Source organism: Bradyrhizobium sp. LA6.1, from assembly GCF_040547805.1.
GTDB lineage: Bacteria > Pseudomonadota > Alphaproteobacteria > Rhizobiales > Xanthobacteraceae > Bradyrhizobium > Bradyrhizobium barranii.
In genome coordinates this window covers 133,239-154,671 of the sequence record NZ_JBEPQK010000021.1, presented here as the reverse complement: position 1 = coordinate 154,671, position 21,433 = coordinate 133,239, and the positions used below count along the sequence as shown (strand labels likewise).

The following is a 21,433-nucleotide window of genomic DNA, read 5'->3' as shown; positions in this document are numbered from 1 at the left end:
CGTAGCGCGAGCGGGGTGGGGTGATCTCTCAACACGGGCACTGCTCAACGCGGAGAGACCGTCACCCCACCCCGTCTCATGTCTGGCTTCGCTCAACATGAGCCGACCCACGGGCGAGCTACGCTCGTCCCGGACCCCTCCAGGGGAGGGTGGCGAGCGCCGCGTCTTGATTGCTGACCTTACGCCGACGCGCATCAGCTGCCGCTTGTCATCATCTCTCTCGCTGTCAACCCGTCATCCCGCTAGGGCATCCTCCCAAACGTTGCGCGCGCTTTCGTCTTGAAGATTTCATCATTGAAACCCATCTTGTGTCGCCCGCGGGTAGGCGAGTACGCTGCTTTTGCTGCGGCAAATGTGCGAGGGACTTGGGATGAGCGGACCGGACCGAAACGAGCATTTTGTCAAAACGCACGATTTCGTCCTACCTCGACTTTGCGCAATTGCCGGGCTCCTCGCCGCGACGTTCGCTCTCACTGGTTGCGGACAACCGGCCTCGCAGGCCGCCGCCCCACCGCCGCCGCCGGTGACCGTTGCCCAGCCGGTCAAGCGCACCGTGACCGATTGGGACGAGTTCACCGGCCGCTTCGAGGCGGTCGAGGAGGTGCAGGTGCGCCCCCGTGTCGGCGGCTTCGTCAACTCCGTCGAGTTCCAGGACGGCGCGATCGTGCATCAGGGCGACCTGCTCTACGTCATCGACCCGCGCCCGTTCGAGGCGGTGGCCGAGCAGGCGGACGGCCAGTTGTCCGACGCGCGTGCCAAGGTGGAGCTTGCCAAGCGCGAGCTCGACCGTGGCCTGAACCTGGTCCAGACCAGCGCGGTCTCCGAGCAGGCCGTCGACCAGCGTCGCCAGGCCTTGCAGGCGGCGCATGCCGCGGAGACGCAGGCCGCAGGCGCGCTGAAGGCCGCCCGGCTCAATATCGAGTTCACCCATGTGACCGCGCCGCTCACCGGCCGCGTCAGCCGCCATCTCGTCAGCCCCGGCAATCTCGTGCAGGGCAGCGATACCGGCACCTCGACGCTGCTCACCTCGATCGTCGCGCTCGATCCGATCTACGTCTATTTCGACATGGATGAAGCGACCTTCATCAAATACAGCAAGCTGTGGTTCGAAGGCCGCCGCCCGAGCTCGCGCGACACCGCGAACCCGGTGCAGGTGACGCTCGCCGGCGAGACGAAGCCGTCGCATGAGGGCACCATCAACTTCCTCGACAACCGCCTCGATGTCTCCACCGGCACACTGCGCAGCCGCGCCGTGATCAAGAACACCGATCTCTCGATCCTGCCGGGCCAGTTCGGCCGCGTCCGGCTGATCGGCAGCGCGCCCTATGAGGCGCTGCTGATTCCCGACGTCGCGGTCGCGACCGACCAGTCCCGCAAGATCGTGTTCGTCGTGAAGCCGGACGACACCGTCGAGGCGCGCCCCGTGGTGCTCGGTCCGCTCGATGAGGGTCTGCGCGTGATCCGCGAGGGGCTGAAGGCGGAGGACCGCGTCATCGTCAACGGCATCCAGCGCGCCCGCGTCGGCGCCAAGGTCGCTCCGTCTCCCGCGCCAGCGCCGGCCAAGTCCGGTGACAAGTCATGAACCTTGGCCGTCTCTCCATCAACCAGCCCATCCTGGCGATGGTGCTGTCGATCGTGCTGCTGATCGTCGGCGCGCTCGCCTATACGACGCTGCCGGTCTCCGAATATCCGCAAGTGGTGCCGCCGACCGTCGTCGTCACCACGCAATATCCCGGCGCCTCGGCGCAGACCGTGTCCGACACGGTCGCAGCTCCGATCGAGCAGCAGATCAACGGCGTCGAGGACATGCTGTATCTCTACAGCCAGGCGACCTCGAATGGGCAATTGACGATCACCGTCACCTTCAAGCTCGGCACCGACCTCGACAAGGCGCAGGTGCTGGTCCAGAACCGCGTCGCGATCGCACAGCCGCAGCTGCCGGACGAAGTGCAGCGCAACGGCGTCGTCACGCGCAAGAACTCGCCCGACATCCTGATGGTCGTGTTCATGCTGTCGCCGGACGATACGTTCGACCAGCTCTACATCTCCAATTACGCGCTGCTCCAGGTCCGTGACCAGCTGCTCCGGATCGACGGCGTCGGCGATATCCAGATCTTCGGCGCACGCGACTATTCGATGCGGCTCTGGCTCGACCCTGATCGTATCGCCAATCTCGGCCTGACCTCGACCGAGGTGCTGGCGGCGATCCGTGCCCAGAACGTCCAGATCGCGGGCGGCCAGATCGCCGAACCGCCGATCGCCGACCGGGCCTTCCAGCCAAACCTCGTTTTCACCGGGCGCCTGAAGGACCAGAAGCAGTTCGAGGACATCCTGATCAAGGCCGGCTCCGACGGCCGCACGGTGCGGCTGCGCGACGTCGCCCGCATCGAGCTTGGTGCTCTCGCCTACTCCACCAACAGCTTCCTGTTGCGCAAGTCGGCGGTTGCCATGCTGGTGACGCAGCGGCCGGGATCGAACGCGCTCGCGACGGCAAAGAGTATCTCCGACACCATGGTGAAGCTCAAGGAGAGCTTTCCGAAAGGCCTCGACTACAATATCGGCTACAATCCGACCGAGTTTATCGCGCAGTCCGTCCACGAGCTGATCAAGACCATCTATGAGGCCATGCTGCTCGTGGTTATCGTGGTGCTGGTGTTCCTGCAAGGCTGGCGGCCCGCGATCATTCCGATCATCGCGATCCCTGTCTCGCTGGTCGGCACCTTCGCGGTGATGGCGGCGCTCGGCTTCTCCATCAACAACCTCACCTTGTTCGGCCTCGTGCTTGCGGTTGGCATCGTGGTCGACGACGCCATCGTGGTGGTGGAGAATGTGGAGCGCCATCTCGAGCACGGCTTAAGTCGGCGCGATGCGGCGCTGAAGACCATGGAGGAGGTCGGCGGCGCGCTGGTCTCGATCGCGCTGGTGCTCTGCGCCGTGTTCGTGCCGACCGCATTCATTGGCGGCATCTCCGGGCAGTTCTTCCAGCAATTCGCCGTCACCATCGCGGTGGCGACCGCGATCTCCTGCTTCTGCTCGCTGACGCTGTCGCCGGCGCTGGCTTCGATGATCCTCACGCCGCACGCAGAGAAGCGACCGCCTGCCGCCTGGAATCTCCTCGCGCGTGGCTGGAATGCGTTCACCGGCGTCTTCAACCGCGTGTTCGACCGGCTCTCGCATGGTTATGCCGGCCTCGCCAATTTCGTGATCCGCCATTCGGTGGTGATGATCCTGATCTATGTCGTGCTGATCGGCAGCGCCGGCTGGCTGATCGCGACCACGCCGCAGGGCTTCATTCCCGCGCAGGATCGCGGCTACGTCATCATCTCCGTGCAATTGCCGGGCGCGGCGTCGCTGGCGCGCACCACCGAAGTCGTGCGCGAGATCGAGCGGATCTCGCTGGACACGCCCGGCATCGTCCGCGTCGCCGCCTTCGCCGGCTTCTCGGGCGCCACCCGCACGCAGGCGGGCAATGCTGCGGCGCTGTTCCCGGTTTTCGACGATCCCGAGGCGCGGATGAAGAAGGGATTGTCTGCGAACGCCATCACGGTCGAACTGCGTAAGCGCCTGTCCGCGATCCAGGGCGCCTTCATCATCGTGATTCCGCCGCCGGCCGTGCCCGGCATCGGCACCGGCGGCGGCTTCACCATCCGCATCCAGGACCGCCAGGGCCGCGGGCCTGAGCTGCTCGCCGCGGCCACCGACGAGCTTGTCGCCGCGGCGCGCAAATCGCCGTTGCTGCTCGGCCCCACGGTTTTCTCCCCGTTCTCGGCCAACACGCCGCAGCTCTTCGTCGACATCGACCGCACCAAGGCGCAGAAGCTCGGCGTGCCCATCGCCAGCATCAACGACACGATCCAGACCTACTTCGGATCGACCTACGTCAACGACTTCAACCTGTTCGGCCGCACCTATCACGTCACCGCGCAGGCTGACTTCCCGTTCCGAAAAGAGCCCAGCGACCTCTCGCGCCTGCGCACGCGCAACGCCTCCGGCGACATGGTGATGCTGGGCAGCGTGGTCGAGTTCAAGGACGTCTCCGGCCCCGACCGCGTCGCGCGCTACAATCTCTATGCTGCGTCCGAGCTCCAAGGCGAGCCGGCGCCGGGCACCAGCTCGACCACCGCGCTCAACACCATCAAGAAGCTCGCGGACGACATCTTGCCGAGCGGCTTCACCTTCGAATGGACCGATCTCTCCTACCAGCAGGTCACCGGCGGCAACGCGGGCCTGCTCGTGTTCCCGATCTGCGTGCTGTTCGTCTATCTCGTGCTCGCCGCGCAATATGGCAGCTGGACGCTGCCGTTCGCGGTGATCCTGATCGTACCGATGTGCCTGTTGGCCGCCACCATCGGCGTGCGCATCATGGGGCAGGACGTCAACATCCTCACCCAGATCGGATTCGTCGTTCTGGTGGGGTTAGCTGCAAAGAACGCGATCCTGATCGTCGAGTTCGCACGCGACATCGAGAAAGAAGGCAAGCCGCGGCTGGAGGCGGTGATCGATGCCTGCCGCCTGCGCCTGCGGCCGATCCTGATGACCTCCTTCGCCTTCATCCTCGGCGTGCTGCCGCTGGTGATATCGTCCGGCTCCGGCTCGGAGATGCGGCAGGCGGTCGGCGTTGCCGTGTTCTTCGGCATGATCGGCGTCACCCTGTTCGGCCTGCTGTTCACCCCGATCTTCTATGTGGTGGTGCGGAACCTGGCGGAAGGGCGGAACGAGGGGAAGAAGCCGGAGGTGGTGGCTTCTTAGTTGTTGCGGGTGGCCACTGGCGTATCCACACCCTCGCTGTCGTCCCCGCGTAAGCGGGGACCCATACCCCCAGGGGGAAATTGCGGCGCGAGACAGGTAACTCCGAGCCTTCGCAAAGCTTCTCCCTGTGGTTATGGGTCCCGGGCTCGCGCTACGCGCGCCCCGGGACGACAGCGGTGGTTGGCGCGCAGAATCCCATACTAACGGCCTACGCCGAAATGGATGGGCAGGCGCGGGGTTCTTCACTAGTATCCGCGCGATTTCAAAACAGAAAACTGCTGGGAGCCAACATATGAAATCAGCACTTTTGGCCGCTGTCGCAACGTCTGCTCTGTTGCTCGCTGCGCCGGCCTTTGCGCAAGGCGTCAAGATCGGCATTCTCAACGATCAGTCCGGCGTCTATGCCGACTACGGCGGCAAATACTCGGTCGAAGCCGCCAAGATGGCGATCGAGGATTTCGGCGGCGAAGTGCTTGGCCAGAAGATCGAGATGGTCACCGCCGATCACCAGAACAAGCCGGATCTCGCCACGTCGATCGCGCGGCGCTGGTACGACGTCGAGAACGTGGACATGATCACGGAGCTGACGACCTCCTCGGTCGCGCTCGCGATCCACGAGCTCTCCAAGGAGAAGAAGAAGATCGACATCGTCGTCGGCGCCGCGACCTCGCGCCTCACCGGCGATGCCTGCCAGCCCTACGGCTTCCACTGGGCCTATGACACCCGTGCGCTCGGCGTCGGCACCGGCGGCGCGCTGACGAAAGCCGGCGGCGACACCTGGTTTTTCCTCACTGCCGACTATGCCTTCGGCTACGCGCTGGAGAAGGACACCAGCGAGATCGTCACCGCCAATGGCGGCAAGGTGGCCGGCTCGGTCCGCGTGCCGCTCAACTCGTCGGACTTCTCCTCCTTCCTGCTCCAGGCGCAGAGCTCGAAGGCGAAGATCGTCGGCCTCGCCAATGCCGGCCTCGACACCACCAACTCGATCAAGCAGGCGGCCGAGTTCGGCATCGTCTCCGGCGGCCAGAAGCTTGCCGGCCTCCTGATGACGCTCGCCGAGGTGAACGGTCTCGGCCTGCAGGCCGCGCAAGGCCTGGTGCTGACCGAGGGCTACTACTGGGACCTCAACGACCGCACCCGCCATTTCGGCGAACGCTTCTTCAAGCGCACCAGCCGGATGCCGAACATGATCCAGGCCGGCACCTATTCGGCGACGCTGAGCTATCTCAAGGCGGTCAAGGCCGCCGGCACCAAGGACCCCGACGCGGTCGCCAAGAAGCTGAAGGAGCTGCCGGTCGACGACGACTTTGCGCAGGGCGGCAAGGTGCTCGAGAACGGCCGCATGGTCCACGACATGTATCTGTTCGAGGTCAAGAAGCCGTCGGAGTCGAAGAAGCCGTGGGACTATTACAAGCTGCTTGCAACCGTCCCCGGCGACAAGGCGTTCTTCGCCGCCAAGGACAGCGGCTGCCCGCTGACGAAGTAGCGAGGCGCAAGGGGGCAACGCTGGCGCCACACCCTGGCTGTCGTCCCCGCGAACGCGGGGACCCATAACCCCAGGGAGAAGTGTGGTGCGAGATGCCCACTCCGAGCCTTCGCCAAACCATTCCCTGTGGGTATGGGTCCCGGATCGGCGCTCCGCTTCGCTGCGCTTGTCCGGGACGACGACGGAGTTTGTGGTCGCCGCCCCGCCTCACACGATCCGCAACACCACCGCCCCCAATGCCCCCGCCCACAGCGCGATCGCTGCGATGCCCTGGATCGCAAAGCCCGGGCCGCGCTTTGCCGCCGCCTTCGAATAGCCGATGAAGTAGACGATGCGGCCGATGATCCAGACCGCGCCGATTCCGGCCGCAATGGCGTCGCCGATATAGATCGCGAACAGCCAGAGCGCCGGCAGGAAGACCGGCATCCATTCCAGCGTGTTCGCCTGGATGCGGAAGGCGCGCTCGAAATCCGGGTGGCCCGAGATCGCCGGCACCTTGACCCCGGTCTTGGTGCGCGCGCGCGAGACGTTGATGCAGGTGAACATGTAGAATGCGATCGCCAGCAGCGTGACGAGGGCGGTGAGATGATACATCGCAGATCCTTTTGCGGAGGTCGCGCTTCAATAGCCGGTCAGCTCGAGATAGCCAACGCCGTCATGCGTGCCGGCAAAGCTGATCGGCCCTTCCCAATAGGAGAAGCCGGTCCCCATCCAGGCTTTTGGGTTAAGCGGCTTGCAGGCAATCGAGAGCGATCGTGAGGGGATCGCGATCTGCCATTCCACCGGCAGCTTGCGCCCCGCGATCTCGGCGGTCGCTTTCGGACTCATCTGGATATCGCCACCCGCGATCATCTGCGTGTCACCCGCGGCGCTGATCCAGTTGCCGAACGGATACTCCTGGCCGTCCTTCTGCCGCAGCCGGTACAGCATCAGCTTGTCGCCGGATGCGAGATGTAGCGACAGCCAGTCCCAGCCGGTCTGGTCGGCATCGAGCGGCTGGCTGCTCCACTCGCGGTCCATCCAGGCCTGGCCCGAGACATCGACGGATTTGTCGTCGATCGTGAGGCTGCCGCGAGCTCGGTAGAACGGCTGGCTGTAATAGTAGGACGCCTGTCCGCGCTCGGACTTGCGGCTGTAACCGTGATCACCTTGCAACACCACCGGTCGATCGGCCTCTAACGTCAGCGCGTAGCTGAAGTCGGTGCCCGATGCTTTCAGCGCCAGCGGTGCCAGGGCGCGATCGTCGGTGCGCTCAAAACCCTTCATCTCCCAATCGTCAATCCACGCCGCAAATGGCTTTGCGGTGACGCCGGCCTGTCCAATGCCGCCGCGTGCAAACACCTCGCTGAAGCGGTGAGTATCAGCGCGCGTCACCGCCGCATGCGCCATCCAGATCTGCTGATTGGCCCAGCCCTCTCCTTGCGGGCCCGGCTGCGTCGCCTGGCGGAACAGCGTCCATTGCAGGCCGCACGCCGCGCCGCTGCCATCGACGAGGTTCGCGGTGAGATACCACCATTCGATGCGGAACTCCGGATGCGGGCCGTGATCGGCCGGGAAGCTGAACGTCTTTCCCGGCGTCACCTTCGCAAAGCCGTCGGCGGTCTCGCCGAGCCCGGCATAACCTTGCGCGCCAGCGCGGCGGCCAGCCGCGAGTGCGGCGATGCCGCCGGCAAACGCGCGCCGCGTGATTTTATCAGCGCTCATTGGCAAACACCTTGACGAGGCTCGCCGGCTGCATCCGCGCCAGTCGGATCATCGGCAACAGCGCGGCAAGCAGCGAAGCGATCAGCGCGACCGCGACCAGCTCCACCAGCTGCAGCGGAAACACGTGGAACGGCAGCCGCCAGCCGAACGCCTTCACATTGACGATCGCGATCAGGCACCACGCCACCAGCAATCCGAGCGGCACGGCCAGCAGGGAGGTGAACAGCGCAACCGACAATGTCTTGGTCAATTCGATCGCGGCAAGGCGCGGCCGCGTGACGCCGATCGCCCAGAGTGGCGCAAGCTGCGGCAGGCGGGAATTTGCGAGCGTCAGCAGGCTGGTCAAGAGCGCAATGCCGGCAACGCCTAGCGTGAAGGCATTGAGCGCTGATGTCACTGCAAAGGTGCGGTTGAAGATGCGGATCGATTCCGCCTTCACTGTTGCCTGATCCGCGACGCTGCGGTCGTCGAGCGCGAATTGCTTCTGCAACGCCGCGATCAGGCCGGGGATATTTTCCTTCGCGACGATCAGCCCGATCCGCGTCTGCGGCGTCTGCGGAAAGTGCCGGATCAGCGCCGCGACGTTGACGGCGAGCTGCCCCTTGGGGTTGCCGTAATCGGCATAGATGCCGGCGATGTCGAGCTCCCAGGTGCCGCCCGGCGCCGGCACCTCGATGACATCGCCGACGCGGACGTTGAGACGGCGGCTCAGCTGCTCGCTGATGAAGGCGGCATTGCCCGGCACGAGCTGGGTCCAGGCGCGCGGGGCGGTCTCCAGCAGTGGCCAACGTTCGCGATAGAGCGCGTGATCGGGCAGGCCGAGCAACTCGACCGGCTGGCCCTGAACCTGCGTGTCGGCGCGTCCGCCTGACAGGATCGCCTGCACGTCGCTGCGCTCCTTCAGCCAGCTCCGGATCGCGACGCCTTGCGCATTGTCGGAGGCGCTGATGTAGACGTCGGCGGCAAGCCGGCCGTTGAGCCAGCCAACGAAGGTACGGCTGAAGGTCTCCACCATGGTGGACACCCCGACATTGACGGCCAGCGCGAGCAGCAGCGCCATCAGGGCCAGCGACAAGCCGGAGAGCTGTTGCCGGCTGTCCGCCCAGAACCACAGCGCGAGCGGCCCCTTCGCCCAGCGCTGGCCCACGAGCAGGATGATTTCGAGGAATGCCGGCAGGATCAGCGCCGCACCGAACATCAATGCGGCCAGCACGCCGAATCCCGCAATCAGCGATTGCCCGTAGTGCAGGAGCAACAGCGCGACCGCGAACACGGCGCAGGCCGCAATGCTCTGCAGGACGAGCCAGCGGCGTTGCCGCTGCTGCCAGGCGTACGGCTGCGCGGTCGCCAGCACCGGCATCCTGATCGCCTTGATCAGGCTGGTCGCCGCGGCCACGAGTGCACCCGCAATGCTGATGCCGATACCGGCAAGCCACCATTCGGAGCGCAATGTGAGCTGTCCCGGGATCTGCGCGCCATAGAGCCCGCGCAGCGACGCCGCGACATCGGGCAACAGCGCGGCCGCGATGAAATAGCCGCAGACGAGCCCGATCAGTCCGGCGACCAGCGCCAGCGCCACCAGCTCGACCACCAGCACCGTGTTGACCAGCCGCGCCGAGGCACCGCAGGCCCGCAACGTGCGCAGCATCGGCAGCCGCTGCTCGAAGGCGAGGCCGACGGCGGAGTTGACGATGAAGAGACCGACGAAGAACGACAGCAGGCCGAAGGCGGTCAGGTTGAGATGGAAGCTGTCGGTGAGGCGCTCCAGCTCCGTCTCCGCATTCGGCTCGACCCGCTGCAACTGCTCGCCGACGATGCTGGCCAGCGGCGCCGGCTTGCCCTTCGGCTTGCCGATCAAAAGCCGCGACACCTGGCCCGGCTTGTTCAGCAGCCGCTGCGCGACGCCGATGTCGACGACGAGCACGCCGGACACGAGCTGCGGCAGCACGCGCAACGGCGGCAGCTTTGCGCCGCTGCTGATCGGCGGTGCCGCGCCTTCCTGTTCCTGCAGATCGCTCAGCGTCTCCCGCGCCACCAATGTCTGGCCGGGCGGCGCAACGAAACTGCTCAAATCCGGGGCGCCGAGGCGCGGGGCGTTACCGACGTCGGCCGGCATCGTCACCGGCTCGATGCCGAGCAGCCGCACCGAACGCCCGTTGACCTGGACGCGGCCTTCCAGCACGGGCGAGACCGGCCAGCCCGCGCGGCGGAGTTTTATGAACAGCTCCTGCGAAAAGGTCGCCGCATCAGGCGCCACCAGCATCGCCGTGCGCACGCCGCCGAACGTCGCTGCCGCGCGGTCATAGGCATTGCGGGCCTGCTGATTGATCGCCTGCACGCCGCTCCACAGTGCGGTCGCCGCGATCAGCCCGATCAGCAGCGTCGCGAACTGCATCTTGTGCCGTCGCCAATGGCTCAGCAGCACCGCGAGGACCCACAGCGCGCGCCTCATGCGATCCGCCCCGCGTGCAAGGTCACGTGGCGGTCGAGCGTGCCGGCCAGATGCAGGCTGTGCGTCACCATCAGGAAGCCGCAGCCGGTGCGCGTGACGAGGTCGCGCGTCAGCGCCAGCACGTCGTCGGCGGTATCCTCGTCGAGATTGCCGGTCGGCTCGTCCGCGAGCAGCAGTGATGGCTTTGTCGCCAGCGCCCGGCCGATCGCGACCCGCTGCTGCTGGCCGCCTGACAATTGCTCTGGATATCGCTTGAGCAGGCCGTCGAGCCCGAGCCGTTCGACCAGCTCCCTGGTCCATGCCGCATCGTGACGGCCGGCGATCCGCGCCTGGAAGGCGAGATTGTCCGCGACCGACAGGCTCGGGATCAAATTGTACTGCTGAAAAACCAGGCCGATCCGGTCGCGCCGCAGCCCCGCGCGCCCCGCATCGGAGAGCTCAGTGACCTCGGTACCCTCAAGCCGGATCGAGCCGTCGTCAGCGGCATCCAGACCCGCGATCAGGTGCAGCAGCGTGCTCTTGCCGCTGCCGGACTCGCCGGTCAGCGCGACGCGCTCGCCGGCCTTGAGGTCGAGGTCGACGCCACGCAGCACATGGACCGGCTCGCCGGCCGAGGAGAAGGTCTTTGAGAGGTTTCGGATGCTCAGCAAGGTCAATGCGCCGGACGGAATTAACTCAATGCTGCGTAGCACACTTGCCGTGGAAATGCCGGGGTTGCGTTGGCCTTGAAGCCGTTGTTAGCTCCCAAAACGGCCAAATCAAAAACGTGCCGACAAAAAGACATACGGGGAGATTGATGAGCGCTCAGGGAACGCCCGACGTTGCGGGCAGGACGGCAGGGGAAACCAAGGCAACGCCGAAGGGCGCCTGGACCGTCACTTTTCTCCTCTTTCTCTTCATGGTGGTGAACTTCGCGGACAAGATCGTCGTCGGTCTCGCCGGCGTGCCGATCATGACCGACCTGAAGCTCGATGCCGAGCAATTCGGCCTGCTCGGCTCCTCGTTCTTCTTCCTGTTCTCGATCTCGGCCATCGTGGTCGGCTTCATCGTCAACAAGGTGCCGACGCGCTGGGTGCTGCTGACGCTGGCGGTGATCTGGGCGCTGGCGCAGTTCCCGATGGTGGGCACCGTCTCGTTCACCACGCTCCTGATCTGCCGCATCGTGCTGGGCGCTGGCGAAGGACCTGCCTTCTCGGTCGCAGCCCACGCCATCTACAAATGGTTCCCCGACGAGAAGCGCACGCTGCCGACCGCGATCCTGTCGCAAGGCTCGGCCTTCGGCGTCATCCTGGCCGTGCCGGCGTTGAACTGGGTCATCGTCAATCACTCCTGGCACTACGCCTTCGGCGCGCTTGGCGTCGTCGGCCTGCTCTGGGTCTGCGCCTGGCTGACGTTCGGCAAGGAAGGCCCGCTCGAGGATACGCAGGTTCTCGCCGTCACCGAGCCGAAAATCCCCTATGTGCAGCTTCTGACCTCGCGCACCTTCCTCGGCTGCGTGATCGCGACCTTCGGCGCCTATTGGGCGCTGTCGCTCGGCCTCACCTGGTTCACGCCCTTCATCGTCAAGGGCCTGGGCTTCTCGCAGAGCCAGGCCGGCTACGTCTCGATCCTGCCCTGGGTGTTCGGCGCGACCGTCGTCATCCTCACGGGGTGGGTCTCGCAGGTGATGATGGCGCGCGGCTACACGACGCGCATCTCGCGCGGCGTGCTCGGCTCGGTGCCGCTGATCATCGGCGGCCTGATCCTGGCGATGATGGCGCATGTGCAGGGTGCTGGCCTGCAGATCGCGCTGCTCGTCGTCGGCTCCGGCTTGTGCGGGGCGATCTACGTCGTCTGCCCGCCGATGCTCGGCGAGTTCACCCCGGCCTCGCAGCGCGGCGCGGTCATCGCGATCTACGGCGCGCTGTACACGCTGTCGGGCATCATCGCGCCGAACGTGATGGGCACCGTGATCCAGCGCGCCGGCAACATGGTTGACGGCTACCTGACCGGCTTCACCATCAACGCGGTGGTCATGGTCGGCTCCGGCGTCATCGGTCTGATGCTGCTCTGGCCGAACACGGAAAAGGCCAGGCTGACCCGCGGTGCGGCCCCGCAGGCCGCGGCGCTGAAGGGCGCGGTGTCGCCGACGTAAGGGGCGCGCTTTCTTACCCTCCCCTGGAGGGGGAGGGTCGATCGCGCGCAGCGCGAGCGGGGTGGGGTGATCCCTCCGCTCGGGCACTATTGGATGTGGAGAGACTGTCACCCCACCCCGCTACACATTCCGCTTCGCTACATGCGTAGCGACCCTCCCCCTCCAGGGGAGGGTAAGCGGCAAGCTCGCTTAATTCACCCCCTGCGCACCCCGGATCAACTTCCCCGGTCGCCTGCCGGTGGCCTCACCGTGCCGCCGCGTCACCACGCCCGACACGATCGTCGCGTCATAGCCGTCGACATCCTGCAACAGTCGCCGCCCGCCGACCGGCAGATCGTAATGCACCTTCGGCGGATGCAGATGCAGCCGGTCGTAGTCGATCACATTGACATCGGCCTTATAGCCGGGAGCAATGAGCCCGCGATCGGTGAGGCCGACCGAGAGCGCGGTCTTGCGTGACTGCGCGGCGACCACGAAGGGGATCGTAAGCTTCTCGCCGCGCGTGCGGTCGCGGGTCCAGTGCGTCAGCAGATAGGTCGGGAAGCTCGCGTCGCAGATGATGCCGCAATGCGCGCCGCCGTCGGAGAGGCCCGGCACCGATTGCGGATCGATCAGCATCTCGCGTGTCGCGTCGAGATTGCCGTCGGCATAGTTGAGGAAGGGCACGTAGAGCATGCCCTTGCCCTCATCCGACAGCATCGCATCGTAGGCGAGCTCTTCCGGCTGGCGGCCCTGCTTGCGCGCCTGCGGGCCCAGCGCGTTCTCCGGCGGCTGCTCGTAATCGGGGGGATCGCCGAGCAGGAACATCTTGTCGTAGTTGGGCCGGAAGAACAGCGGATCGTCGGTCGCGGTCGCCGTCTCGCTCAGGATCGCGTTGCGTACGTCCGGCTGATGCAGCCGCGCCAGGCGCTCCCTGAGCGGCAGATGCGCGATCGCCTTGTAGCTCGGATGGGTCTGAAATGGATTGCGCGACAGCTCCAGCCCAAGCAGCAGGCCGACCGGGCGCGCCGCGATCTGCGCGGTGATGGAAAGGCCGCGTTGTGCGGCCGCATTGATCTCGTCCAGCGTCTGGCGCCAGCGGTTTGGCGCCTTGTCGTTCTGCGTGATCGAGAACGAGATCGGGCATTTGGTGGCATCCGCCACCCGCAGCATCATCGGCAGATCCTCGTGGAGGGTGGAGAGGTCGAGCACGAATTGCAGCACGCTGCGGCCCTGGCTGTGCATCGCGCCGGCAATCGCGGTGAGCTCGTCCTCGCCGGCCTTGAGCGTCGGCGTGAAATCGCCGGTCGAGGTGCGGTGGTTGAGCGTGCGCGAGGTCGAGAAGCCCAGCGCGCCCGAGCGCACCGCCTCGCCCGCGAGCTTCGCCATCGCCGCATTGTCCTCGGCCGTTGAGGGATCGCGGCGCGCGCCGCGTTCGCCCATGACGTAGACGCGCAGCGCGGCATGCGGCAGCTGCGCGCCGACATCGATGTCGAAATCGCGCTTCGACAGCCAGTTCATGTAGTCCGGAAAGCTCTCCCACGCCCAGGGAATGCCGGCGCTCAGCACCGGCTCGGGAATATCCTCGACCCCCTCCATGAGCTGGATCAGACGGGTGTGGTCGGCGGGCTTGCACGGCGCGAAGCCGACACCGCAATTGCCCATGATCGCGGTGGTGACGCCGTTCTGCGACGACGGCGTGATGTCCTGGCTCCAGGTGACCTGGCCGTCATAATGAGTGTGCACGTCGACGAAGCCCGGCGTGACGAGCTTGCCGCGCGCGTCGATCTCTTCCTGTCCCTTCGCGGAGATCTTCCCGACCTCGGTGATCTTGCCGGCAGTGATGGCGACATCCGCCTCGAACAATTCGCCGCCGCTTCCATCCGCGACGGTGCCGCCGCGGATCACGAGATCAGGGGTGCTCATGATGTTTCTTCCCGTTTTGTTGTTTTACGTTTTTCTATTCGTCGTCCCGGACAAGCGAAGCGCAGATCCGGGATCCATAACCACAGGGAGCAGTGTTGCGAAGACTCGGAGTGACCAGTCTCTTGCCGCAATGTCTCCCTGGGGTTATGGGTCTCTGCGTTCACAGGGACGACAGTTGAATTTGTGGCTTAAGCCTTGGCTTGCGGCTTCCGCTCCGTGAACGGCGACAGCACCACGGTTGCGACCATGAAGATCACGGACGCCCCGAACACCCAGTGCGGCGCGCTCTGGTCCATGATCCAGCCGAACAGCAGCGGGCTGACGATGCCGCCGAGATTAAAGCCGGTGGAGACGATGCCGAAGGCGCGACCCGCGGCGCCAGGAGGCGCGGCGTTGCGCACTAGCATGTCCCGCGACGGCGCGATCACGCCGGAGAGGAAGCCCGCAGTCGCCATCGTGACGGTCAAAGCCCAGCCCGGCAGTGTCACCAGCGCGATCAGCAGCACGATCAGCGCATTTGCGGCAAAGCAGGCGGCTGCGACATAGCCATGGCGCTCGGTGTAATCAGCGAGGAAGCCGCCCGCGAGCACGCCCACAGCGCTGGAGCCGAGAAACGCCGTCAGCGCGACGTTGGCGGCGGAGTAGGACGCGCCGTAGCCGCTCATCAGCGCCACCACGCCGAAATTGTTGATGCCGGCGACCGACAGGCTGAGCAGCATGAACAGCGCGGTGAGCGTGATCAGCGCCGGCGTGATGACGGCCTGCTTGGGCAGGTTCGCGTTGCCCGGCTTGGTCTTGTGCGCGCCGGCATCGGGAATGTTCATGACGATCAGCAGCAGGGCCACCAGCACGGCGATCGCGCCCGACGCGATCAGCGCACCCGTGCCGCCGGAGACGGTGACGAGCGCCGCGACGATCGCCGGCGCTACGGCGCCGCCGAGATAGCCGGCAAAGGTGTGGACCGAGAAGGCACGGCCCATCCGCGCCTCATCCATATGCTCGGCCAGGATGGCGTAGTCAGCGGGGTGGTAGACGCTGTTGGCAAGACCCAGCAGTACCGCGCAGGCAATCAGCGAGGCATAGCTGAGGTGCAGGCCGAGCAGGATCAGCGTGAAGCCGCCGAGCGCGAGCCCGCCCAGCAGGATCTTGCGCGCGCCAAAATGGTCGACGAGATAGCCGGTCGGCGCCTGCGTCAGGCCGGATACGACCGCCGAGACGGTGAGCGCGAAGCCGAGCTCGATATAGCCGACGCCGAGCTGGCTCTTCAGGAACGGAAACAGCATCGGCAGGACCAGCAGATGGAAATGGCTGACCCAATGCGCGATCGAAATCCCGGTCAGCGTGCGCAGCGCGCTGTCCGCCTTGCCTTGTTGCGGTGCGGCGAGAACGTCGACCATTGCAGTTCCGTTTCACGTCCTTAAGCGGACGCGCAAACTATCGGGCAGAGCCGTTATTTGTCCATGAACGCGGGCGCATGGCAGGTAGCGCGGGTGGGGGAAGTGAGGGGCGTTAGGGCGCCTCCACGCACCCATAACCCAGGGAGCAGTTTGGCGGAGGATCGCTGCTCTGTACTGTGACCTGTCACAGTCGAGATATCACGCGGTATGGGTCCCTGCGTTCGCAGGGACGACAGCGGGGTGTGGGCAGCGCTAGCACGCGATCAAAATCCGCGGCCGCCCTCACAACGGCTCGTCATCCGAACCGTAGCGGTCGCGTTTCGGCGTCGCGATGTCGCCGTCGTCGTAATCGTCGTCGTCGAGCGGAGGCGAGGGCTTCTTCGCCCTGTCGTCCGCTTGCTTGTTATCAACGACTTTGGGCGGCTTGCGCGGCTTGGCGGTCTTGGCCATGGGTGATCCCGGATGGTGATGCGTCATCCGCTTCTACCCCAAAAATATGTGCGGTTCCTGACTTACCGCAAGAAGGGGGCGTCAGTGCACCACAGGCCCGCCCGCCTTCTTCCAGGCATCGATGCCGCCGGCGATGTGGGCAGTGTTGGAAAGGCCGGCTTCCTTGGCGGCGGCGACAGCCATCGCCGAGCGTTCGCCGAAGGCGCAGAAGAACACGACGCGGCGGCCGGTGGCGGCCGCGACCTCGCGCAGCATGCCGCCGGGCTTCAGGCTGTCTTCAACGGACGGGTAGGGCGTATGCAGCGCGCCTTCGAGCATGCCGTGCTTCATCCGCTCATTGGTCTCGCGCAGATCGACCAGCAGGATATCGGGACGGCCAAGCGAGCGGATCGCCTCGACGGCGCTGACCGCGCGGCCCTCTTTCTCCAGCTCCTCCTGATGCAGGCCGACATGCATGTTGGCGGGCACCGCGACGTCCATCATCTTCGGATTGGGCAGCTTCAGGTTCGCCATCAACTCGATATATTCGTCGACCGAACGCACCTGGAGCCGCGGATTGTAGCGCTTCTCCTCGCCGATGGTGGAGACGGTGTCGCCCTTGTAGTCATGCGCCGGGAACACCATCGTCTCGTCCGGCAGCTTGAGCAGGCGATTGAAGATCGAATCGTATTGCGCGCGCGACGAGCCGTTCTGAAAATCGGTGCGGCCGGTGCCGCGGATCAGAAGCGTGTCGCCGGTGAAGACGCGGTCGCCCATCAGATAGGAGTAGGAATCGTCGGTGTGGCCGGGCGTATACATCACGTCGAGCGACAGGCCCTCGATCGTCACCTTGTCGCCGTCGGCGACCCGCATCGCCACAACGTCGGCCTTGGTCTGGTCGCCCATCACGGTCATGCAATGGGTGCGGTCGCGCAGTTCGCCGAGGCCGGTGACGTGATCGGCATGCAGATGGGTGTCGACGGCTTTCACCAGCTTGAGGTCGAGCTCGCGCAGCAGCTGGCAGTAGCGATCGACCTTCTCAAGCACGGGATCGAGGATCAACGCCTCGCCGCCGGGGCGGCTGGCGAGGACATAGCTGTAGGTGCCCGAAACGCTGTCGAAGAGCTGGCGAAAGATCATGGCAAGACCCGGCGTGGAACTGGTTTCGAGGATTCTACTACGCCAGAGGCTGGAAAGAGAAGCAATTCACTGTATAGAGAGTGAAATTTAGAAAATTATTATTCTGCGTGATGGGGTGGGGGGCGGTTTTGCCGTAGGTCCTTGCCCCACCACCGCTGTCATCGCCCGCGAAGGCGGGCGATCCAGTATTCCAGAGGCCGTGGTGGGATACGGAGGGCCCGCGGCGTACTGGATTCCCCGCTTTCGCGGGGAATGACACCGAGGGTGGCGCGGCGCCGTGCCCCGACAAAAAGGTCAGGGCCGCACCACCGTGTACCCATTCTCCGCCAGGAACAGGATCTGCCCGACGCCCACCTGCACCGGCGTCGCAGTCGGAATGAACTCCGGCCGTCTTCCGGTCTCCCGCTCGATCGTGTCGACCGTGTTGAGGCAGATATCGAAGCGCACGCCCTGCACGATCAGGCTTTCGACCTGCTTGCGGCGCTCGCTGCCGGGGAACAGGAGATCAATGCCGGGACCGAACGCCACCACCTCGATCGCGACCTTGTCCGGATCGTAGGCCTTCAGGAGATTGTTGGCGACGCTCAGCACCAGCGCGTGCTTCTTCGCATCGCCGTCGGAGAGCTGAAGCACGATCTTGTGCTCGGCGAACGGCTTGTCCTGGAGCGGCACTTGCTGTGCCGAGGCCCATGGCGTGGCGAAGGCGAGCGCCGCCAGCAGCATCGCGCAGCAGATTTGCGATCGCATCATCCCTGTCCTGCAATGCCTGGATTGCCCTCGACGCCCTTCAGCGTCACGCCGGAGCCGAGCCGCTCCTGAAACATCCGGCCCGAGCGCAGATATTTGGCGACGACATCCCACACCGGTGCGCCCTGCTGGCCGTTGACCGAGGCCCAGCCGGCGACCTTGTAGCGGTTGCTCGCGCTGAGCGCCTTGCCGCCATTGAGCTTCAGTTCGGAGATGCGGCTGCCGATCGCAGCCGTCGGCGTGCAGGTGTAGCTGAGCCCGCCGGCGCGCACCATGTCGCCGCCCTGCTGGTAATAGGGATCGGGGTTGAAGAGGTTGTCGCAGATGTCTTCCAGCACCTCCTTGATCTGGGCGCCGGTCATCTCCTGCACATAGGTCTCGGGATAGGTGATCGCGGTTTCCGCGAGCACATCCTCCATGGTCAGCGGCTGGCCGGACAGTGCGGTGACGCCCCAGCGGAAGCCCGGCGACAGCGCGATCTCGGCATCGAGCTCGCTGCGCAGCGCGGTGCAGATCAGCTCGTCGACGGGGCCGGCGAAATTGTCGCGGCGATACAGCAGGCGGTCGGGCGTTGCGATCTTCTCCGACCAGTCGGTCACATGCGGCGCGCGCACCCGGCCGATCAGCTCGGCCATGCCAGGGTCGGGCTTCAGCAGCTCGGAATAGACCGGCAGCAGATGGTACCTGACATCGCCGACCTTGCCCTTGTCGAGCGCGAGATCGAGGACGCCCAGAAATTTTCCGTTGGAGCCGGCATTGGTGACGAGCGTCGTGCCGCTGGCGTTCTTCACCGCGATGGGCTGCGGGATCGCATCATGGGTATGGCCGCCGAGGATGACATCGATGCCGGTGACGCGGCTCGCGAGCTTGAGATCGACGTCCATGCCGTTGTGCGACAGCAGGATGACCGCATCGACCTTCTCGGTGCCGCGCAAGGCATCGACATGCTTCTGCAACTCCTCCTCGCGGATGCCAAAAGTCCAGTCCGGCGTGAACCGCTTGGGATGCGCGATCGGCACATAGGGGAAGGCCTGGCCGATGATCGCAACGCGATGGCCGCCGAGCTCCTTGATCATCGAAGGCTTGAACACGCGCCCGCTCGCCTTGTCGAAGGCGGGGGCGTCGTTGAACGCGGCCTCCTCGGTCAGGAAGACGTTCTGCGCCAGAAATTCGCCCTTGAAGCGCTCGAGATTGTCGCGTAGCGCCTGCTCGCCATAGGTGAATTCCCAATGCCCGGTCATCGCCTCGATGCCGAGCAGATTGGCGACCTCGACCATGTCGCGGCCCTGCATGATGTTGGCAAGACCCGTTCCCTGCCAGAGGTCGCCGCCGTCGACGAGCACGGAGTGCTTTTCGCCGGCATCGCCGCGCAAGCGATCGATCAGTGTCTTCAGATGTGCGAAGCCGCCGAGCTTGCCGAAGCGGCCCGCGGACTTTTCGAACTCGAAACAGCTGAAGGCATAGGCATCGGCGCTGTCGGAGCGGATGCCGAACCGTTCGAGGAAAGCGCGGCCAACCAGATGCGGCGGCCGTCCCGCCATCTCACCGATGCCGATATTGACGCTGGGCTCGCGGACATAGACCGGGTTGAGCTGCGCATGCGTGTCGGTGGTGTGCAGGATGCGCGCATTGCCGAACCGTTCGAGGTCGTAAATGCTCGCAGTCTCGGCGCCGCGCGCGAGCCGCGGCAGGCTGAGCGATGTGGCGACAGCAGCGGTGCTCTTCAGGAAATCGCGGCGGCGGATGGCCATCCAGAAATTCTCCGCGCCTCTCAACGGCAATTCGACGGTTCCACGAGATTTTTAGTCTAGCGGATTTCCATCGCCTTCCACGCCTCTTTTTCTGACGTCGCCTGGAAGATCGAGGCCTTCGCCAGCGCCTCGGCCTCCTTCGAAGCGGCAACCGCGCGGTCGAAATCGCCGCCGTCGGCCGCCTTCTTGGCTGCCGCCAGCGCAGATACGGTCACGGTCCACTGGTTGCGCATGCCGGCTGCCTCCTTGGAGGCGGCCTCCGCAGCGGCATAGGCCGCCTTGTAGTCTGCCTCGTTTGCCGCGCGCGCTGCTGGCGCGAGGCTCAATGCGAGCAACATGGCGAGAGGAAGTGACAGCTTCATGGCCGCGCTCCCGGCCCTGAAATCGGTAGGCCGTTGGCGACGTAGGACAGGAAATATTCGACGTCGCGATATTCATCGGCCTGCGGCTCCAGCGGAACCGCGCGGGTCTGGCTGTTGCAGGTGACGAAGCGGCGGCTGGTCGTGCCCATGCCGCTCCATTCGGAGCGGTAGATCGGCATCGCGTTCAGAATGCCGAGCGCCGGCGCCAGGATCTCGGCGCGGATGCGCTCGCCCGGGCTCTGCACATGGCAGCTCGCGCAGGAGAAATTCATCTGGCCGCGGCGCGTGTAGAAGTAGCGCTTGCCGTTCTCGTACGCGGCGAGCGCGCGCGGGTCGTCGGGAATCTTGATGTCCATCGGCTTGCCGCGCGAGGTGAACGCCATGTAGGCGGTGAGCGAAGCCATCTCGTCCTTGACGTAGGAGTAGGGCGCCTCGCCATTGGCCTCGCGGCAGCGGTTGAGCGCGAGCTCCAGCGTGACGACCTTGCCTTCCCCAGTGTCGAAGTAAGGATAGTTCTGGCGGATGCCGATGCCGCCGTTCGGGAAGCAGTCGGCATAGGTCTTGCCGTTCTTGAACGGGGTCGCGAACATCTCCTTGCCGGCGTCGAGCGCGAACTCGTAGGGCGCAAATTCCTCCTTCTCCTGCCACTGCCGCTTCATGTCCTCGTTCATCGAATAAGGACCGTTGACGAAATCGTCGTGCTTCACGGTCGGAAACTTCTGGAAGAAGAAGTTCTGGAACGCTTTCGCATCGGCAACGGGATCGACCTTGTCGGCCGCGATCACGCGCGGAGAGGTGAGGGCGAACGCGACCAGCGCGGCGCTCAACGAACCAAGCAGGAGATAGAAGCGGACATTCATCACGAAATCTTCGCGGTGGTCGTGTCCGACCCGCCCTTGTTGTCGGTCCAGGAGACCTTGAGGTCGTCGCCCTTCTTGGCGCCCTTGAAGCTGAACTTGACGTAGGGGTCCTTCGAGACCGCGGTGCCCCAATCGGCGACGAAGACATCCTTGCCGTTACATTCGAACTTCAGTCGCTGGATGAAGTGCGCCGGAATCACCTCGCCCTTGGAGTCCTTGACCAGGCCGGTGTCCATGGGGTGCTGGATCAGTACCTGCACCTCGGTGATGTCGCCGTTGGCGGTGGCGCGGACGCGAATGCTGGATGCCATCTAAAT

General features: G+C 65.2%; 17 protein-coding genes. 4 read left to right on the top strand and 13 right to left on the bottom strand.

Going from position 1 to position 21,433, the window contains the following annotated elements; translation table 11 throughout:
• The first annotated feature begins 370 nt into the window (after nucleotides 1-370).
• The 3 genes from ABIB99_RS37045 to ABIB99_RS37035 all read left to right on the top strand — a co-directional run bounded on the left by ABIB99_RS37045 (nucleotide 371) and on the right by ABIB99_RS37035 (nucleotide 6,235).
• On the top strand, nucleotides 371-1,582 hold the full coding sequence (locus tag ABIB99_RS37045) for an efflux RND transporter periplasmic adaptor subunit (RefSeq protein ID WP_063979975.1): 1,212 nt from the start codon (nucleotides 371-373) through the stop codon (nucleotides 1,580-1,582).
• Nucleotides 1,579-4,749, top strand: coding sequence for an efflux RND transporter permease subunit (locus ABIB99_RS37040; protein ID WP_354180507.1), 3,171 nt, complete (start codon nucleotides 1,579-1,581; stop codon nucleotides 4,747-4,749). Before ABIB99_RS37045 ends, ABIB99_RS37040 begins: the two co-directional genes overlap by 4 nt.
• Before the next feature lie 292 nt (nucleotides 4,750-5,041).
• Nucleotides 5,042-6,235, top strand: coding sequence for an ABC transporter substrate-binding protein (locus ABIB99_RS37035; RefSeq protein ID WP_063979973.1), 1,194 nt, complete (start codon nucleotides 5,042-5,044; stop codon nucleotides 6,233-6,235).
• A 207-nt stretch (nucleotides 6,236-6,442) separates the two neighbouring features.
• On the opposite strand, the gene ABIB99_RS37030 is transcribed toward ABIB99_RS37035, so the two are convergent.
• From ABIB99_RS37030 to ABIB99_RS37015, 4 genes are read right to left on the bottom strand one after another with little or no spacing between them, the layout of a single operon-like run.
• Nucleotides 6,443-6,829 (bottom strand): MAPEG family protein, encoded by a 387-nt coding sequence (locus tag ABIB99_RS37030; protein WP_354180504.1) that lies wholly within the window; start codon nucleotides 6,827-6,829, stop codon nucleotides 6,443-6,445.
• A 27-nt stretch (nucleotides 6,830-6,856) separates the two neighbouring features.
• Entirely contained in the window at nucleotides 6,857-7,939 is a 1,083-nt protein-coding gene (locus tag ABIB99_RS37025; RefSeq protein WP_354180502.1) for a lipocalin-like domain-containing protein, read from the bottom strand.
• On the bottom strand, nucleotides 7,929-10,391 hold the full coding sequence (locus tag ABIB99_RS37020; RefSeq protein ID WP_354180500.1) for an FtsX-like permease family protein: 2,463 nt from the start codon (nucleotides 10,389-10,391) through the stop codon (nucleotides 7,929-7,931). Before ABIB99_RS37020 ends, ABIB99_RS37025 begins: the two co-directional genes overlap by 11 nt.
• Nucleotides 10,388-11,041 carry an ABC transporter ATP-binding protein gene (locus ABIB99_RS37015; RefSeq protein WP_354180498.1) on the bottom strand — a complete coding sequence of 218 codons (654 nt, stop codon included), beginning with the start codon at nucleotides 11,039-11,041 and terminating at the stop codon, nucleotides 10,388-10,390. Before ABIB99_RS37015 ends, ABIB99_RS37020 begins: the two co-directional genes overlap by 4 nt.
• Before the next feature lie 146 nt (nucleotides 11,042-11,187).
• On the opposite strand from ABIB99_RS37015, the gene ABIB99_RS37010 reads away from it, so the two are divergent.
• Entirely contained in the window at nucleotides 11,188-12,525 is a 1,338-nt protein-coding gene (locus tag ABIB99_RS37010) for an MFS transporter (RefSeq protein ID WP_063979969.1), read from the top strand.
• 189 nt (nucleotides 12,526-12,714) lie between these two features.
• Here the strand turns inward: ABIB99_RS37010 and ABIB99_RS37005 are convergent, their stop codons facing one another.
• The 9 genes from ABIB99_RS37005 to soxZ all read right to left on the bottom strand — a co-directional run bounded on the left by ABIB99_RS37005 (nucleotide 12,715) and on the right by soxZ (nucleotide 21,427).
• Nucleotides 12,715-14,430 carry an N-acyl-D-amino-acid deacylase family protein gene (locus ABIB99_RS37005; RefSeq protein ID WP_231143707.1) on the bottom strand — a complete coding sequence of 572 codons (1,716 nt, stop codon included), beginning with the start codon at nucleotides 14,428-14,430 and terminating at the stop codon, nucleotides 12,715-12,717.
• A gap of 188 nt (nucleotides 14,431-14,618) precedes the next feature.
• Entirely contained in the window at nucleotides 14,619-15,827 is a 1,209-nt protein-coding gene (locus ABIB99_RS37000; protein ID WP_063979968.1) for an MFS transporter, read from the bottom strand.
• A gap of 282 nt (nucleotides 15,828-16,109) precedes the next feature.
• On the bottom strand, nucleotides 16,110-16,277 hold the full coding sequence (locus ABIB99_RS36995) for a hypothetical protein (RefSeq protein WP_187387843.1): 168 nt from the start codon (nucleotides 16,275-16,277) through the stop codon (nucleotides 16,110-16,112).
• Nucleotides 16,278-16,358: 81 nt separating this feature from the next.
• On the bottom strand, nucleotides 16,359-17,396 hold the full coding sequence (locus ABIB99_RS36990) for an MBL fold metallo-hydrolase (RefSeq protein ID WP_166071018.1): 1,038 nt from the start codon (nucleotides 17,394-17,396) through the stop codon (nucleotides 16,359-16,361).
• 294 nt (nucleotides 17,397-17,690) lie between these two features.
• The gene (locus ABIB99_RS36985) at nucleotides 17,691-18,146 is read right to left on the bottom strand and encodes a DsrE family protein (protein WP_354180494.1); all 456 of its coding nucleotides are present in this window, start codon (nucleotides 18,144-18,146) and stop codon (nucleotides 17,691-17,693) included.
• Nucleotides 18,143-19,894, bottom strand: coding sequence for a thiosulfohydrolase SoxB (gene soxB / locus ABIB99_RS36980; protein WP_071909083.1), 1,752 nt, complete (start codon nucleotides 19,892-19,894; stop codon nucleotides 18,143-18,145). The genes ABIB99_RS36985 and soxB overlap by 4 nt, the downstream gene beginning before the upstream one ends.
• A gap of 56 nt (nucleotides 19,895-19,950) precedes the next feature.
• Entirely contained in the window at nucleotides 19,951-20,256 is a 306-nt protein-coding gene (locus tag ABIB99_RS36975) for a hypothetical protein (RefSeq protein ID WP_028151965.1), read from the bottom strand.
• A complete protein-coding gene (gene soxA, locus ABIB99_RS36970) occupies nucleotides 20,253-21,116 on the bottom strand; it encodes a sulfur oxidation c-type cytochrome SoxA (protein WP_063979963.1) in 864 nt (287 codons plus the stop codon). Before soxA ends, ABIB99_RS36975 begins: the two co-directional genes overlap by 4 nt.
• A complete protein-coding gene (gene soxZ, locus ABIB99_RS36965; RefSeq protein WP_063979962.1) occupies nucleotides 21,116-21,427 on the bottom strand; it encodes a thiosulfate oxidation carrier complex protein SoxZ in 312 nt (103 codons plus the stop codon). The genes soxA and soxZ overlap by 1 nt, the downstream gene beginning before the upstream one ends.
• Nucleotides 21,428-21,433 lie beyond the last annotated feature (6 nt).